General features: G+C 61.5%; 11 protein-coding genes. 5 read left to right on the forward strand and 6 right to left on the reverse strand.

What is annotated here, in order from left to right:
* Positions 1-276: 276 nt before the first annotated feature.
* Positions 277-1572, reverse strand: coding sequence for a DUF1501 domain-containing protein (locus NZ585_08855; GenBank protein MCS7080145.1), 1296 nt, complete (start codon positions 1570-1572; stop codon positions 277-279).
* Positions 1573-1617: 45 nt separating this feature from the next.
* Positions 1618-3717 carry a DUF1800 domain-containing protein gene (locus NZ585_08860; protein ID MCS7080146.1) on the reverse strand — a complete coding sequence of 700 codons (2100 nt, stop codon included), beginning with the start codon at positions 3715-3717 and terminating at the stop codon, positions 1618-1620.
* A gap of 205 nt (positions 3718-3922) precedes the next feature.
* Here NZ585_08860 and NZ585_08865 point away from each other — a divergent pair, with 205 nt between their 5' ends.
* The 5 genes from NZ585_08865 (at position 3923) to NZ585_08885 (ending at position 10758) form a co-directional block, all read left to right on the forward strand.
* A complete protein-coding gene (locus NZ585_08865; GenBank protein MCS7080147.1) occupies positions 3923-5263 on the forward strand; it encodes an inositol-3-phosphate synthase in 1341 nt (446 codons plus the stop codon).
* Positions 5264-5268: 5 nt separating this feature from the next.
* Complete coding sequence (lnt, locus tag NZ585_08870; GenBank protein MCS7080148.1) at positions 5269-6864, forward strand: apolipoprotein N-acyltransferase; 1596 nt, start codon at positions 5269-5271, stop codon at positions 6862-6864.
* Positions 6865-6922: 58 nt separating this feature from the next.
* Complete coding sequence (cysS, locus tag NZ585_08875) at positions 6923-8329, forward strand: cysteine--tRNA ligase (protein MCS7080149.1); 1407 nt, start codon at positions 6923-6925, stop codon at positions 8327-8329.
* A gap of 294 nt (positions 8330-8623) precedes the next feature.
* Complete coding sequence (locus tag NZ585_08880; protein MCS7080150.1) at positions 8624-9922, forward strand: insulinase family protein; 1299 nt, start codon at positions 8624-8626, stop codon at positions 9920-9922.
* On the forward strand, positions 9904-10758 hold the full coding sequence (locus tag NZ585_08885; GenBank protein ID MCS7080151.1) for an alpha/beta fold hydrolase: 855 nt from the start codon (positions 9904-9906) through the stop codon (positions 10756-10758). Before NZ585_08880 ends, NZ585_08885 begins: the two co-directional genes overlap by 19 nt.
* A 112-nt stretch (positions 10759-10870) precedes the next feature.
* Here NZ585_08885 and NZ585_08890 read toward each other — a convergent pair whose 3' ends face one another.
* The 4 genes from NZ585_08890 to NZ585_08905 all read right to left on the reverse strand — a co-directional run bounded on the left by NZ585_08890 (position 10871) and on the right by NZ585_08905 (position 15646).
* Positions 10871-11572: a prepilin-type N-terminal cleavage/methylation domain-containing protein gene (locus NZ585_08890; GenBank protein MCS7080152.1), complete on the reverse strand. Its 702-nt coding sequence runs from the start codon at positions 11570-11572 to the stop codon at positions 10871-10873.
* A gap of 178 nt (positions 11573-11750) precedes the next feature.
* Positions 11751-13058 carry a SpoIIE family protein phosphatase gene (locus tag NZ585_08895; protein ID MCS7080153.1) on the reverse strand — a complete coding sequence of 436 codons (1308 nt, stop codon included), beginning with the start codon at positions 13056-13058 and terminating at the stop codon, positions 11751-11753.
* Positions 13059-13243: 185 nt separating this feature from the next.
* Positions 13244-14233, reverse strand: coding sequence for a lipoyl synthase (gene lipA / locus NZ585_08900; protein MCS7080154.1), 990 nt, complete (start codon positions 14231-14233; stop codon positions 13244-13246).
* Between the two features lie 96 nt (positions 14234-14329).
* Positions 14330-15646 carry a bifunctional folylpolyglutamate synthase/dihydrofolate synthase gene (locus NZ585_08905; GenBank protein ID MCS7080155.1) on the reverse strand — a complete coding sequence of 439 codons (1317 nt, stop codon included), beginning with the start codon at positions 15644-15646 and terminating at the stop codon, positions 14330-14332.
* Positions 15647-15711: the final 65 nt, after the last annotated feature.

Consider the following 15711-nt stretch of genomic DNA (forward strand, 5'->3'; position numbering starts at 1 on the left):
TGCTGTGCAATGTCGGTAGGTTGGCTTTTCTTAGCAGTTTTCGCTTGGATATGGCAATTATTCGTTCACTGTGCCAAAGCACGGCGCGGGCTTCGGACTACCAAGCCACGCCGTCACAAAGCAGCGGAACGCCCCCGCCCGTCACAGGCAGGTATGACCTTGTGTCGCCTGCTTTGCGGGCGGAAAGGCATTGCTGCGGCGACTGTCAAGCCGCCGCATTCCAAACCGTTGACGCAGTTCACGTCAGGGCGTCGTTCCACTTACGTGGAAACTACTTTAGGCGGAAGGCGCGCCGAATAAACCCACGAAGCTTTTGCCGGCGTAGCCCGGCAAGACCGGAGACGGATCGGTCAATCCCAAGTGCCGTACAATAATCTCCGCTAAAACAGCGCGAAAATCGGTCGTCACCGGCAGGTCGCGCCCGTCGGCCAGATTGGTCGGCGCCAGCTTCGGCACGTCGCCATACACTCGTCCGCCGCGTACGCCGCCGCCCACCACGAACATGCACGACGCACGCCCGTGATCCGTACCGCCCGCGCCGTTCTGTCGTACGGTGCGTCCAAACTCGGTCATCGTCAGCACCACCGTATCGCGCATGCGCTCCGGACCCAAGTCGCGTACAAAGGCGGCGATCGCGCTGCCGAAGTCGCGCAGCAGCCGGTTGAGTTGCCCGAAAGGCTGTCCGGGCGCGCCCTGATTGGCGTGCGTATCCCAGCCGCCGCAGTCGGCAAAGGCAACCTCAAGCCCGACGTTGGCCTTGACAAGCTGCGCGATTTGTCGCAGCGCGTTACCCAGCGGCGAGTTCGGATACGTCGCGCCGTTTTCCGGTTGCAAACGCGACGGATTGGCGCGCTTGAGAAAACGAACGGCCTCCAGCGTATCCTGTCCCGTGCCGCGTAGGGCGTCGGCCGCCGCCTGCGCGTACATTTCCTCGAAACCGGCCGTCACCTTTCCCGTCGCGCCGCCCGCGCGTAGCTCAAACGTCCGCAAATCGGCCATGGCGACGACCTCCGCCTTGCCCTGCATGGCGCGCGGCGTCAGTTGCGTGAGCGAAACAGCCCGAAACGGCGACGCCGACCTCAGCGGCGCGGCCTGTAAGTAGCGGTTCAGCCAGCCGTCCGGCGTCCCTTTGCGGCCGGGCGTCGCCGATTCCATGTAATCCTGCGCGTCGAAGTGCGACCGCGTGCTGTCCGGCGAGCCGACCCCGTGAACAATCGCCAACTCACCCGCCTGAAACAGCGGCAGAAGCGCCGCCAGATGCGGACTCAGACCAAATCGGCCGTCAAGATCAAGGGCCGTCGTCTGGTCGCCGCGCTTGGGCGGCGCAACGGCCAGCAGCGGGCGAAGTTGACGGTAATGCTCATCTGTGAAGGGCGCGACGGCGCTGAGGCCGTCCATGGCCCCGCGCTGGAAAATCACCACCAGTCGCTTGCGGGGTTGCGTGACGTTGTTCTGTGCGGCGCTGACCCGCAAATGGAGCAGACGCTCGAACATCGGCAGCGTCAAAGCCGTCGCGCCAAGGGCGGTGGCACCAAAGCGCGCGAAGTGACGACGAGAAATCAGCATTGTCATAGGCTTCCTGTTGCACCAAGGCGGGCGAACGCCCGCGCACCAAACCTAACGACGTTGGAACTCCGGCGAGCCAAGAATCAAGCCGGTCAACTGCGCCGTCAGCGGCAAGGTTGCGCCGGGTTGCGCCAGCGCCTCCAGCGCCAAATCGTAGCGGCGTATCGCCGGTGTGACGCCGAGGCCGAACGGCTTACCCGCCGTGCGCAGGCTCCGCCGCATCGCCGGCGTGTCGTCGCCTTCCTCAATGTCGTCATCCTCTTCTTCAGGGACAGCCATCGCGTCGGCGTCGGTCGCAACTGGTCTGCGCACCTTCAGCTGTGTTGGATCCGCGACGACTTCCAGCAGTGCTGTGCGCGTCATCGGCGAAACTTCACCGCCGACATAGCGCGCCAGCAGCGCGTCAACGAGCGCCGCCCCTTCGGCATTGACGGACGCCTCCGGAACTTTTACGCCAGGCAGCTTGCCGCTCGCCAACACCAACGCAAAGTTGAGCCGGTTGAGCAGTGCGCCCGTATTCACCCACGCTTCGGCGACATCCTTGTAGCCCGTCGGCGGCTGGCAGCCGTAAAGCGGCATGCCGAGTCGCGCCAACGCGCCGACCACTGCCTGCGCGTCGCTAATATCGGCGTTCACTGCGCGCAGCGCGGCGGCGACCAGTTCGAGCGGCGTTCTGACTTTGGCGCGATAGGCTTCCGGCGCGAAAAACTCCGGCGCGTCAAAGATGGTTTGCAGGCAGGCGCGGATGTCGCCCTGTGTCCGCTCAAACGTCGCGGCGACCGCCGTCACCAGCGACGCCGGAGGCTCGTCGGCTACAAATCGCCGGCACAACTTTGTAGCGATGAACTTCGCCGTCGAAGGATGCCGCGCCAGCAAGGTCAACACCGTATCGCCGTCACGCTTGCCGCCGCCGGCCGGAATCTTGACGCCTAACACAACCTTTTCGCCCTGATCGTGCGCCCAGTCGCGGAAAACGAACGAGCCGGGCGGCAAATCCGGCGCGTCAAAGCGTCCGAGGCGGTTGCGCCGCTGGTCGCCGAACGGCTGATGGATGCTCCAGCCCGTAAAGCACCGGGCGACTTCCTGTACGTCTTTTTGCGTATAGCCGCCGTCCACGCCCAGCGTATGCAGTTCCAGAAGCTCGCGGGCGTAGTTTTCGTTGACGCCCGGCCGGCGACGTTGCGCCGCGCCGGGATTGCCGGGATTGAGAGGCGGGCGCGCCGCCGGTGTGGTCGGCGGCGACGGGAACGGTCGGCGGACGCCGCTTCGCTGATTGAAGACGCCGCCCCGACCCAAACGGCCACGCCCGAAGCCGCCCCAACCCGGCGGCGACTGTCCAAGGCGTCCCATGCCGGGGCGTAGGCCGGCCGGTGAACGCCGCCCGTCGCTAGGCGGCTTGAGGTCAGGCGTCACAGATTGCCAATTGTCAAGATAAAACAGCATTGCCGGGCTGTGTGCTGTCGCGCGCAGCAAGTCCTCAAACCGACCCAAGGCATGCGGACGAATCACATCCCGCTCATACTCGCTCAAAAAGACCCGCACCAACCCTTTGCCAGCGAAAACATTGAAGTGGTTGAACCAGAAGTCGGTCATGACTTCCAGAAGCTGACGTTCGCTGTAGACGGCGCGCAAAACCTTTGCCTGCTGAAGATCGCTCACTATGCGGCGCGGCTCGCGACCGTCGCCGAACGCCATGTGGTAGCGTTCACGTAACCGCCTGCGCTCTTCAGGGGAGCGCTTGACGGGTGAATCACCAGCCGCATTCAGCGGTTCGTCACCGTTCCTGCGAACAAGCTCGCGGCGCATTTCGCGCGCCTGCGCTTCGAGCTTGACCAACTCCGCCGTCGGAACGTTGAGCATCGGAAGCTTTTTCAGCCGCGCTTCCAGCGCGCTGTCGTCAATCATTTCCGGGTGAAGCTGTTGGGCGATGTATTGGCGCAACCCCATCCGACGAACACGCTCCACATCGCCGGGACGTGGGCCATACCCCAACCGATTGAGGACGTGAAGAATACGCTGGTCTTCCGTGAGCGTCGTCGTTGTCTTAACCAGGGACGCGTCGAGCGAAACCGCCGCCAACGGCGTCGGTGGAGCACAGAGACAAAGGAGGCTGGCAAAAGCAAAACCCAGCCTCTGGGACGGACGAGGCATAGGCGTTTCTCCTCAACACGAACCATCTTGGCGGTCGGCGGCCGCCGTCACCCTGTTATGAGGCCGTCGCCAGCGAAAAAGTTTGGCGGAGTGCGAGCGCCCTCTATCTGCGCGCGCTACGTGTTCATTCCCGTCCGGTCTGTGGTACTTACGCATCTTCGCGCACATGGCGCAGGCATTTCTTCCTTGTGAGGCTTCTTCATTCATGACCGAAAAAAACAAAACTTCCGTACCTAGCCCTGCCCCTATTGCTGAACCCAAAGGCAAACTTGGCGTCCTGTTAGTGGGACTGGGCGCGGTCAGTACGACCTTCATCGCTGGCGTCGAAGCCGTCAAGCGTGGGCTGGCGTTGCCGATTGGCTCGTTGACCCAGATGGCCTGCATCCGGCTTGGTAAGCGCACCGAAAACCGCAACCCGCGCATCAAGGACTTCGTCCCGCTGGCGACGCTCGACGATCTCGTGTTCGGCGCATGGGACATCTTCCCCGACTCAGCGTACGAGGCGGCGCTGCACGCAGGTGTGTTGGAACGCTCGCTGATCGAAGAGCTCAAGCCAGTGCTCTCCACAATCAAGCCGATGCCGGCCGCGTTTGACCGCAACTACGTCAGGCGGTTGGACGGCTCGAACGTCAAGCCGGCTACTAACAAGTATGAACTAGCCGAGCAGCTCATCGCCGACATTGAGAACTTCAAGCGGCAGCACCAGTGTACGCGGCTGGTGATGATCTGGTGCGCGTCCACGGAAGTGTATCTTGCGCCGTCGCCTAAGCACCACGGGACGCTCAAGGCGTTTGAGACGGCGATGAAGGCCAACCACAAAAGCATCGCCCCCTCGATGCTTTACGCCTACGCGGCGCTCAAGTGCGGCGTCCCCTTCGCCAACGGTGCGCCTAATCTGACGGTGGACATTCCGGCGCTCATTGAACTGGCTCAGGCGAACAACGTCCCCATTTGCGGCAAGGATTTCAAAACTGGCCAGACCTTCATGAAAACGCTTATCGCGCCGGGGCTAAAGTCGCGCATGCTGGGCTTGCAGGGTTGGTACTCCACCAACATCCTTGGCAACCGCGACGGCGAAGTGCTCGACGACCCGGAATCGTTCAAAACCAAGGAAGAATCCAAGCTGTCGGCGCTCGAATACATCCTGCAACCAGAACTGTACCCGGAGCTGTACAAGAATTTTTCGCACGTCGTACGCATCAACTACTACCCACCGCGCGGCGACAACAAAGAGGGGTGGGACAACATTGATATTGTCGGCTGGCTTGGCTACCCGATGCAGATCAAAATTAACTTCCTGTGTCGGGACTCAATTCTAGCTGCGCCGCTGGTGCTGGATTTGGCGCTCTTTCTGGATTTGGCGCAGCGCGCCGGGATGCGCGGCATTCAGGAATGGTTGAGCTTTTACTTCAAGAGTCCGATGGTCGCGCCACAGCTTTACCCGGAGCACGACGTCTTCATTCAACTGATGAAGCTCAAGAACACGCTCCGCCACCTGCGCGGCGAAGACCTCATCACGCACTTGGGACTTGAGTACTACGACTAACCGCAATGGCGTCACCGTCCACGGCTCCCGTCGCTGCGTCTTGGCGCGTGCGGTTTCCGAACCTAACCCCGCTATATCCGTGGGCGCTCGCATCGGCGACGGGCGGACTGATGCTTGCAGCCTTTCAACCATCCGGCCTGCCGTGGGCGCTTACGGCGCTCGCGCCGCTGCTGTGGGCGGTCGTCGCCGTCGAACGCACGACGACGGCGACCCTACTTGGCTGGTTCGCCGGGACGCTTTTCTATTACGGGTCAAGCTGGTGGGCGACCCATTCGCTCATCGTGTACGGTCACCTGCCGACGCTCGTTGCGCACGTACTGATTATCATCGCTGCCGGGATTGCAGCGCTCCCAACAGCATTGTTTGCGTGGGGCGTCCACGTGACGACGCGCCGGGACACCCTGCTCGGCTGGTGGTGTGTTCCGGCATGGTGGTGCGCCGGCGAGTACGTGCGTGGCGAACTGATGGACTTCGGATGGAACCCGCTAGCCAACGCCGTCGCCTATGAGCTGTGGTTGGCGCGCACTGCGACACTGGGTGGACATTATCTGGTCGGGGCGATGCTCGCGGCGGCGGCCGCCAGCGTCGCCTACGCTGGATGGTCTTGGCGGCAGCCGCGTTTCGCTGTCGCAGGTTTGGCGGCTGGCGCGTTGGCCCTGTTCATTCCAATGCTGGCGGCGAGGACTTTGACGCCGCCCACCTCTGGCGCATCGCCGAGGCTGACGGTCGTGGCGGTGCAACCATGTGCGCCGCAGGGAACGGCGCAGGCTGACGAATACGCCCGCGCCTACGCCCGGCAGCGCGCCTTGGCGGTCGAGGGGTTGCAGCAGGCTTCACCGGAGACTGTCAGACTGGTGGTGTTCCCGGAGTCACAGCTTGCGCCTGATTTGGGCGCGCCTAGCGCAGAAGCTGATTTCCTCCCGTTACTAGGCGAAGGGGCGTATGTTTTGACCAATGCGACACGCCCTGTCGGCGACGGTTTCGCCAACGCCGCCGTCCTCTATGCGCCAAACGGGCGACTAGCGGAGTACCAGAAAACGCATTTGATGCCGTTCGGCGAGTATGTCCCGTTCGGTCGTTACCTGCCAATCAAGCTGCCGACGCTGGCGACCGAAGCCGTCCCCGGCGCGCGCATTGAGACGCTGCCCCTCAACGCTGACATCCGGCTGGGGGTTGGCGTCTGCTTTGAGTCGGCTTTTCCGAGTCTGCACCGGATGTTTCGGCGGCAGGGGGCGAATCTCCTGATCAATCTGGCGAACGACGGCTGGTTCGGCCCGACGCCCGGCAGCGAGCGGCATCTGCGACATCTGGTCTATCGGGCGATTGAGACCGGCTGTCCGCTTGTCCGGGTGACGAATGATGGCGTGAGCGCACTAATTGACGCCGACGGTCGCCTGCGCGCCACGACGCCTAAGGGGCGACCGGAGGTTCGCGTGTGGACGGTGCAGCCAGCGTCGCCGGAAACAACGCCCTACGTTGTCGTAGGCGACCTGTTTGCATGGAGCTGTTTAGTGGTCGTCGCCGGAGCGTTGCTGTGGACGCTCTGGTTGCGCATTCAGTTTTACGCCGAAGCCGTCATTGATCTCGTGGCCGGTGAATAAGCTGCCAACCGGACGTGCGACGGTGTAGCATCTGGGTGTTCGCAGTGGAGAAACGGCGATGAGCGTCCACTTTTTCAACTCCCTGACCCGAACCCGCGAGCCGTTCATCCCGCTCGAACCAGGGCGGGTGCGGATGTACGCCTGCGGGCCGACGGTGTACAACTTCGCCCACATTGGCAACTTCCGAACCTTTGTCTTCGTGGACATTCTCCGTCGCCACTTGAAGTGGCGCGGCTACGACCTGCTCCATGTCATGAACCTGACCGACGTGGACGACAAGATCATCCGCGATGCGCGCGCCGCCGGTCAGTCGCTGCGTGAGTTTACGGAAAAGTACATCCGGTATTTCTGGGAGGACGCCGACGCGCTCAACATCGAGCGCCCAGAGGTCGCGCCGCGCGCTACGGAGCACATCCCAGAAATGATTGATTTGATTGGTCGGCTGGTGCGCTGCGGCTGCGCCTACCACAGCGACGGCTCGACCTATTTCCGCATTGCGTCGTTTCCGCGCTACGGCGTGCTGTCAGGCAACAAACTGGCCGGCAATATCGCCGGAGCGAGCGAGCGCGTTGAGGCGGACGAGTACGAAAAGGATGACGCCCGCGACTTTGTCCTCTGGAAGCGAACGCAACCGGGTGAGCCGACTTGGGATTCGCCGTTGGGGCCGGGACGGCCAGGGTGGCATATCGAATGCTCGGCGATGGCGATGAAGTATCTGGGCGAATCGTTTGACATTCACTGCGGCGGCGTGGATTTGATGTTTCCGCACCACGAAAACGAAATCGCCCAGTCGGAAGGCGCGACAGGCAAGCCGTTTGTCCGGTACTGGCTACACGCTGAACATCTTCTCGTCAACGGGCGCAAGATGTCCAAGCGGGAAGGCAACTACTACACGTTGCGCGACCTGCTGGAGCGCGGCTATGCGGCGCGCGCCGTGCGCTACGTGTTGGCGGCCGTCCCCTACCGCAAGCCGCTCAACTTTACGCTCGAAGGTGTCGAGGCGGCGGAGCGCCGGCTCAAGCGCCTAAATGAAACCGTCCGCCGCCTGCGGGAAGCACGGCCGGTCGCCGCCGAGGCGACGGATGATGCGACCGCAACGATCGCCGCCATCCGCGACGCCTTTGGGGCGGCTATGGACGACGACCTGAATACAGCCGAGGCGCTGGCGGCGACGGCGCAACTGGAGACAACGGTCAACATCGCGTTGGCGCACGGGGAACTGACCGAATCATTCAAAACAGCGGCGCTGGCGGCGTTTGACGACGTACAAACCGTGCTGGGAATTCTTGATCCGCCGGAGACGCCGTTGCTGGATGCGACAATTGAAGCGCTCATTGCGGAGCGGTCGGCTGCCCGTAAGGCGCGAAACTTTGCCCGTGCGGATGAGATTCGGGCGCAACTGGCCGCGCAGGGGATTATTCTTGAAGACGGCAAGGATGGGACGACGCGCTGGCGGCGGGCGTAAGGCGCGCGGACGCATAGCGGATGGCTACCGCTTTCTAGCTAGAAGGTTGTCAGCGAACAACGTGGTGAACGGAGTGCAGGTCGCCTCCTTGCGGCCGCGCCCGGTGATAAGCGCCGGGCTCTCTTGGTTTTGCAGAGTCGCGTACGGAGTTTGCGCAGACGGGCTGGCTGACGGCTTCCGGCGTTGTCCTTATATCCGGCATGGAAAGCCGCATCGGATGGATGGTTCGTCGCGGCGTTGGGGTTGGCGTAAATTGCCAGCACAGACAGACCCGCCGATAAAAACTGAGAGAGAATGATGACTATACCTGCCTCAACTTCGCTCCTCACCGCTGGCGTGCAACGCTACGTGTTATCCAATGGGCTGACGGTTTTGCTCAAAGCGGTACCATCAAACCCGATTGTGTCCACCATGATCTGGTATCGTGTTGGGTCGCGCAACGAGCCGTCTGGAAAAACCGGGCTGTCGCACTTCCTTGAGCATATGATGTTTAAGGGGACGCAGCACCTCGGCAAGGGTGAGATTGACCGCCTGACGCTCGTCAACGGCGGTCGCAACAACGCTTTTACGTGGATGGATTTCACGGCGTACTACTTCACCTTTGCCGCCGACCGCTGGGAAGTGGCGCTGGAGATTGAAGCCGACCGAGCGCAGAACGCAGCGTTCGACCCGGTTGAATTCGAAGCCGAAAAGCAAGTCGTTCTAGAGGAGCTGCGAATGTACATGGACAGCCCCTTTGACGCGCTTGAGATGGAGGTTTGGGCGACGGCCTTTCGGCAGCATCCTTACCATGTTCCGACGATTGGGTGGCGCGAAGACGTGGAACACCTTACGGTGGACGACATGCGGCGCTACTATGAAAGCTACTATGGCCCGAACAACGCCACGCTGGTCGTCGTGGGGGACATTCGCCCGGAAAAGGCGCTGCGCCGGATTGAAGCGACCTTTGGGGCGTTGCCAAGGCGTCCGCTTCCCGACCCGCCCCATGCTTGCGAGCCGCCTCAGCGCGGTGAAAAGCGGGTGACCGTCAAAAAGCCGACGCCGCTACCGCGACTTACGATTGGCTATCACGCGCCGGAAGTGGCGCACCCGGATTCCTATGCCCTACACGTCGCCGCAATGCTGCTGTCCTACGGGCGCACATCGCGCCTTTACCGGCGTTTGCAGGAGCAGGACGAATCGGTGACGTTCGCCACGGCGCATTACGCCGAGCACATTGACCCGTCGCTGTTCACAATTTCAGCCGAGATCAAGCCCGACCATACCCCGGCTGAAGTCGAAGCCGCCATCACTGAAGAAGTGGAGCGGCTGGCTCAAGAGCCGCCGACCGACCTGGAGTTGGCCAAGGCTAAGCGCCAGACCGAAGCGCAGTTTATTCTTGGTAATGAGGAAATTCTCAATCAGGCGATGCTGCTGGGCGAGTATGAAACCATCGCTTGCGGCCCGCGCGTAACTGAGGACGCGCGTGGGTATCGCTACCTTGACGCTTACTTGCAGCGTGTGCGGCAGGTGTCAGCCGAGGACATCCAACAGGCGGCGGCGACCTACCTGCACCGCGACAATCGGACGGTTGGATGGTTGGTCAATCCCTGATGTACGACGGAGCGTATTTTGACTGGCACGGACGGCGCTGTTTTTACCAAGTCGCCGGCGCTCCCGACGCGCCGCCAGTGGTGTTCATCCATGGTCACGCCACGTCGCATTTTACGTGGCGGTATCAGGTCGCGGCGCTCCAAGCGGACTTTCGGGTCTTTGCCCCCGATTTGCTTGGTTTCGGGCGTTCGGACAAACCGCGTGACACAGCCTACACGGTAGAACTTTGGACAGCCCAAATCATTGCCTTCATCGAGGCGGTGATTGGACGACCGGCGCTTGTGGCCGGCAACTCGCTCGGCGGTCTCGTGGCGGCGCATGTCGCTGACCGTCGGCCGGATTTGGTATCACGGTTGGCATTGATTGCTTCGGCCGGCGCGTCAAGTTACTTGCAAAGCTTATTCGTCAACTTCCCGTTTCTACTGATGCGGACGCCGCTGATTGGGCGCGCCTTGTTCGACGCACTGGTACAACAGCGTGTCGTCGAGTGGAACATTCGCCACCGGCTCTACGCCAATCCGGCCGCCGTTACGCCGGAGGTCATTGCGCACTACCGGGAATGCTTTTTCGCGCCGGAAAACCGTGAGATTGTCTTCGAGGTGACGAAGCGGTTCTACGACTTCGTAATGGACGACGCTATGGCGCGGCGCATCGCGCAGCCAACGCTATTGCTGTGGGGCGAACGGGATACCTTTGTCCCACCAATTCGGGGTCAGCAACTGGTCCGTGTAATGCCGCAGGCACGGCTGGAAATTTTGCCGAACGCTTCACACTGCCCCCAGGAAGACCAACCGGAGCAGGTCAACGCGCTGCTGCGGGCGTTTCACCAAGAATAAAGCGGCGACGCAAACGCAACCCCGGCGCAGCTTCGCCGTCAATAAAAAGTTGTAGAGGACACAGCTCTGGGAAGCTGTGTCCTCCCAAAGCGTCGGCAAGTTCGTTGCCTAGCTAAATGCCGCGAATCTGCGAAGGCGGTTGTGTCAAAAGCGTCATAAGCTGAACGGTGCGCCGACCGCTGCCCGTCGCACGGGTGTAGGGATAACGAACCTGTACTATAACTCGCTTAACTATATCCCCGGGATTTTCTAGCGGGCAGTTGGATTCATCCGCTAAGTCATAGTTGTTGTCATACTCACGGTCGAAACAGATAGGAAGCGGCGGCCCCGTCGGATTACCTTGGTTTGGCCGCGTTGCATCCGACGTGCGCACCAAAACGCGAATTTCAAAGCCCTCGTACCGCGGGTCAGGCGGCCCACTGTCATCATCGGTTGCCCGGATCATGTCCCAGCCGATATTCTGGTAGACCGGCCGGAAAACAGCGGGAAAAATGCCGTTGATCTCAGCGCGGTTACTCAGGCGGCGGAAGGTGTTGATGTTGCGGTTTTCCGGATCGGGAAGGCCGCCGAAGGCGTTCATCTCACGGATCATAATAATCTGATTGAGGGTTTCTTCCGCAAGGTTGCGCGCCAGCAGCAGTTTGTTGGCGTTGAGCGAGCTAGTCAGCGCAATAGACATAAACGCCAAGGCACTGAACATCCCAACAAACAGGATCACCAGCGCCAAAATAAGCTCAATCAGCGTTACGCCCGATTGCTGCGCCCGACGAAGCCGCAGGCGTCGGGCGGCAGGTAAAACAACAGACATCCGCATCGCTGACAACCTCCACTGTACCAACCAAGCTCAACCGCATTCCCTTCAGGCAAAGCTCGTGCCATCCGAGCCTAGTCACCGGATGCTTGACAAGAACGGCTTCAGGCGCAACATGGCGCGCTGGTCGCTTCGGCGACGTCGGGGAAGTGTTACGAGAAGTAACACTCAGGCGCTGTCTCTACATCGCCTTCGGCGGCGTTTCAAGAACCTTGATGACGACCACCGTCAGGTCGTCGTTCAGCGACGCCGGGCCGGCGAACGTCCGCGCCTCCTGATAAATCGTCTGAACCAGTTCCTGCGCAGAAGCGCGCCGATGGCGGCGGATTGTCTCCACAAGGCGCGCGAGGCCAAACTCTTCGCCGTCCTGCCCCGCCTCAGTAACGCCGTCGGTATAGAGAACAACCACGTCGCCCGGCCGTAAGTTGCAGTAGCACTCCGTGTACTTGCGATCCTCAAAGAGGCCGAGCACGGTGTTGCCGCAGGAAAGCTCCTCATACGTACCGTCCGCATGCATCAGGAGCGCCGGATTGTGGCCGGCGTCACCGTAACTGAAGCGGCGGCTTACAGGGTCAAGGACGCCGTAAATGGCGGTGACGTACTGTGAGCTGTCCAAACTTTCCCAGAGCAGATAGTTGACCTTGCGGAGGATGACCCGGATGGAAAAGTCGTTTCGCACTTGGGCGCGCAGACAAGCGCGAAACGTCGCCATAATCAGCGCCGCCGGAATCCCTTTACCGGATACGTCGGCGATGGCGATACCGAGCTGATGGTTTGGGAAGGGGATGAAGTCGTAGTAGTCGCCGCCGACGGCTTCGTTGGGCACGGTCAGACCGGCAATGTCAAATCCTTCTACCGTCGGAGCTTTGTCGGGAAGGAGGCTGCGTTGCACTTGGCGTGCAATAGCCAGTTCGCTTTCCAGGCGGCGTTTTTCAAGTCGTTCTTGGTGCAGGATGGCTTTTTCAATGGAAATCGCCGCCGCCGAAGCGAAGAGCGTAAGCACCTCCAAGTCGGCGGCTTTGTAGGCGTCCAGCGTCCGACTTTCGAGATTGAGCGCTCCAATGATGCGGTTGTTGGCGATGATCGGCACCACGATTTCCGACATCGTAAGCGGGTCGGAACTGATGTAGCGTTGGTCGTTGCGTACATCTGGAATGACGATGGCCCCGCCCGACTGCACCACCCACCCGACAAAACCCTCGCCCAAACGCAGCAGCCGCTCCATAGACGCTTCATCGTACCCACGGTACACCGTCGCCCGGATGCGCCGGTCGCGGCCGTTCGTTTCAAGGACGTAGATGGCGGCGGCGTCGTAGGGAACAAACGACTTCACCGAATCAATGATGAGCGACAGCGTTTCATCCAAGTCGAGCGAGCGACTAATGGTGCGGGTGATTTCCAAGAGGAGCCGAAATTTTGTCTCGAACGAAAGGGCGTCTGGTGAGGCGTCCGTCGGCGGTGGGTCGGTATCGGTGGAAGACGTAGGCATAAGGCGATTCCTTTCCCTGACTTCTGACCATAGCGTTTTCAACACCGCCGCGCCATGGTTTCACAGCGCCGCAAGCATACCCCCTGAAGGGCGAGCGGTTGTTCGGAGAAAGTAAAGAACCGGCCAAGTGTTTGGACTTGGCTGCTCTCGCGTGTGTCGGGGGTGTAGGCGAGCGCCCAGAAAGCCTACGATGCCGACCGGCGACGAGTCAGGGAAACAAGCGGCGGTGGGGATGGTGGAACGGCCGCCCTTGACGGAGCGACGGATACCGGAGCGCCGTCCGCTTCGGTCGCCTGTTCATGAGCGTGGTATGAACTCCGCACTAATGGGCCAGCCTCGACGTGTTTGAAGCCCATCGCCAGACCGATCTGCTTGAGTTCGGCGAATTCGTCGGGGTGGTAGAACTTTTCGACCGGTAAATGCCGCAAACTTGGCCGCAAGTATTGTCCGAGGGTGAGAATGTCACAGTCGTTGGCGCGCAGATCGCGCATGGTTTCCAGCAGTTCGTCGCGCGTTTCGCCCAAGCCCAGCATCACCCCCGATTTCGTCAGCAGGGGGTAATCGGCGGAGCGATATGCCGCCGCCCGCCGCAGCAGTTCCATCGAGCGGGCGTACACCGCATCGGGCCGGACACGCTTGTAGAGCGCCTTAACTGTCTCCGTGTTGTGATTGAGAATATCGGGACGCGCGTCCATCACAACCGCCAACGCCTCCCAGTTGCCGCAAAAATCCGGGATGAGCACCTCGATGCGGCAGCCGGGATTCAAGCGCCGCACCTCCCGAATCGTCGCCGCAAAGTGGCGCGCGCCGCCGTCAGGCAGTTCATCGCGGTTGACGGACGTAATGACCGCGTGCTGCAACCCCAACTTGCGGACGGCTTCGGCGACATGGCGCGGCTCCTGCGGATCAAGCGGGCGCGGCGTCCCCTTCGAGACGGCGCAGAAGCCGCAGTGGCGCGTACAGATGTCACCCATCAACATGAAGGTTGCCGTCCGGTTCGAGAAGCACTCCCAGATGTTGGGACACCGCGCTTCCTGACAGACGGTGTTGAGCGAGAGATCGTCCACTAGGTGGGCGACTTCCTGGAACTTCTCACGGGCATTGAGCCGGATTTTGAGCCAGTCGGGTTTGCGTTCCGGGCGGATGTCACGGCGAGTGAAAGTACGGTCGGCCATAGCACCGGCATCTTAGAAACCGCCCGCTGGCGAAACAAGTCGCCGAAGCCGCCGGCTTGGGGGTGAGCATCCCGCCGGAAGGCGCGATGGCGTGTGTCAGTGTAGGCTCAGGACTTCGCCAATAAGATAAATCGAACCATAGACAACAATTAAGCCGTCCGGGGGCGTCAGCTGACGGGCCATGGCTAGCGCCGTCGCTGCATCCGCCGCTTGCATGACGGCGGACGGCAGCCAGTAGCCGAGCGCCATCACCTCCAAGCTATCACGCGGCGTCGTACGGGGCTGTCGGCTAACTTCGGTCAAAATAATCCGGTCAACCACCGCTGACATCTGGGACAACAACTCAACAGCTGGCTTGTCGCGCATCGTGGCAAACACCGCCGTGATGGGACGACGCCGGCAGTCAGTGTGGAGAAAATACGCCAATGCCGCCGCGCCCTGCGGGTTATGCGCCCCGTCCAGCAACATCGGCGGCGAGCCGTCCACCCACTGCAACCGGCCAGGCCAGACGGCGCGTTCGAGACCGGCAAGAACAGCCCTCCCGATGTCGCCGTCGCTATACCCAAGCGCAAGAAGATAGTCGGCGGCCGTCAGTGCGGCCAGCGCCGCATTCTGCGCCTGATGTGCGCCGCGCAACGCAAGCTTGCCGACTTGCCCGCCAAGGCTTGGCAATCGTTCGTCGAAACGCACCCAAGGCAGGCCGGTTTCGTCGCACTGCGCAATAGAAAACGGCGCAATCCACCTTGGCGCAAGCCCCTTTTCCAGCGCGACCTGGCTGAGCACCCACCGCGCCGCCTCCGGTTGCGTATCGGCGATGTACACCGGTACGCCGGGCTTCATAATCCCGGCTTTCTCGCGTGCGATGTGCGCCATCGTCGGCCCAAGCCATTCACGGTGATCCTCGCCGATGTTGGTAATGATGGAAGCCGCCGGCATGAGTACGTTTGTGGCGTCCAAGCGGCCGCCGAGGCCGACTTCGGCGACGACAACATCCACCTTTTGCGCGGCAAAGTAGGTGAAAGCGGCGGCCGTGAGGTGCTCGAAAAACGTTGGACGAGCGGCAAGCCGTCCGTCTTTCAGGGCTGCTTCAACGGCGTCGTAGACCTGGGTTGTGACCTGTGCAAAAGCTTCCTCGGTGATGTTCTCGCCGTTGATCTTGATCCGCTCCACTGGACTAATCAGATGCGGCGAGGTGTATAACCCGACGCGCAAGCCAGCCTGTTGCAGAATACTGGCCAGGAAGGCGCAGGTTGAACCCTTGCCGTTTGTGCCGGCGACGTGGAGTGAGGGAAACCGGCGCTCCGGGCGACCGAGCGCGTCAAGCAACGAAGTCACGGCGGCAAGGCCGAGCTTCATCGCCGTAACTTCATTGCCCAGCCCGTAAAGATAATCAACCGACGCTGTAAAGTTCACAAATGTGCACCGTCCGCACTTGGACTCACATCTCGCCGCCGAGAATTTTGCGCCCCTAGGACGAC

Origin of the sequence: Chloracidobacterium sp., from assembly GCA_025057975.1 — a bacterium.
Taxonomy (GTDB): domain Bacteria; phylum Acidobacteriota; class Blastocatellia; order Chloracidobacteriales; family Chloracidobacteriaceae; genus Chloracidobacterium.

Coding starts and splice junctions, on each gene's coding strand:
- NZ585_08855 (MCS7080145.1), bottom strand. CDS start 1,572: ATGACAATGCTGATTTCTCGTCGTCACTTCGCGCGCTTTGGTGCCACC.
- NZ585_08860 (MCS7080146.1), bottom strand. CDS start 3,717: ATGCCTCGTCCGTCCCAGAGGCTGGGTTTTGCTTTTGCCAGCCTCCTT.
- NZ585_08865 (MCS7080147.1), top strand. CDS start 3,923: ATGACCGAAAAAAACAAAACTTCCGTACCTAGCCCTGCCCCTATTGCT.
- lnt (MCS7080148.1), top strand. CDS start 5,269: ATGGCGTCACCGTCCACGGCTCCCGTCGCTGCGTCTTGGCGCGTGCGG.
- cysS (MCS7080149.1), top strand. CDS start 6,923: ATGAGCGTCCACTTTTTCAACTCCCTGACCCGAACCCGCGAGCCGTTC.
- NZ585_08880 (MCS7080150.1), top strand. CDS start 8,624: ATGATGACTATACCTGCCTCAACTTCGCTCCTCACCGCTGGCGTGCAA.
- NZ585_08885 (MCS7080151.1), top strand. CDS start 9,904: ATGGTTGGTCAATCCCTGATGTACGACGGAGCGTATTTTGACTGGCAC.
- NZ585_08890 (MCS7080152.1), bottom strand. CDS start 11,572: ATGCGGATGTCTGTTGTTTTACCTGCCGCCCGACGCCTGCGGCTTCGT.
- NZ585_08895 (MCS7080153.1), bottom strand. CDS start 13,058: ATGCCTACGTCTTCCACCGATACCGACCCACCGCCGACGGACGCCTCA.
- lipA (MCS7080154.1), bottom strand. CDS start 14,233: ATGGCCGACCGTACTTTCACTCGCCGTGACATCCGCCCGGAACGCAAA.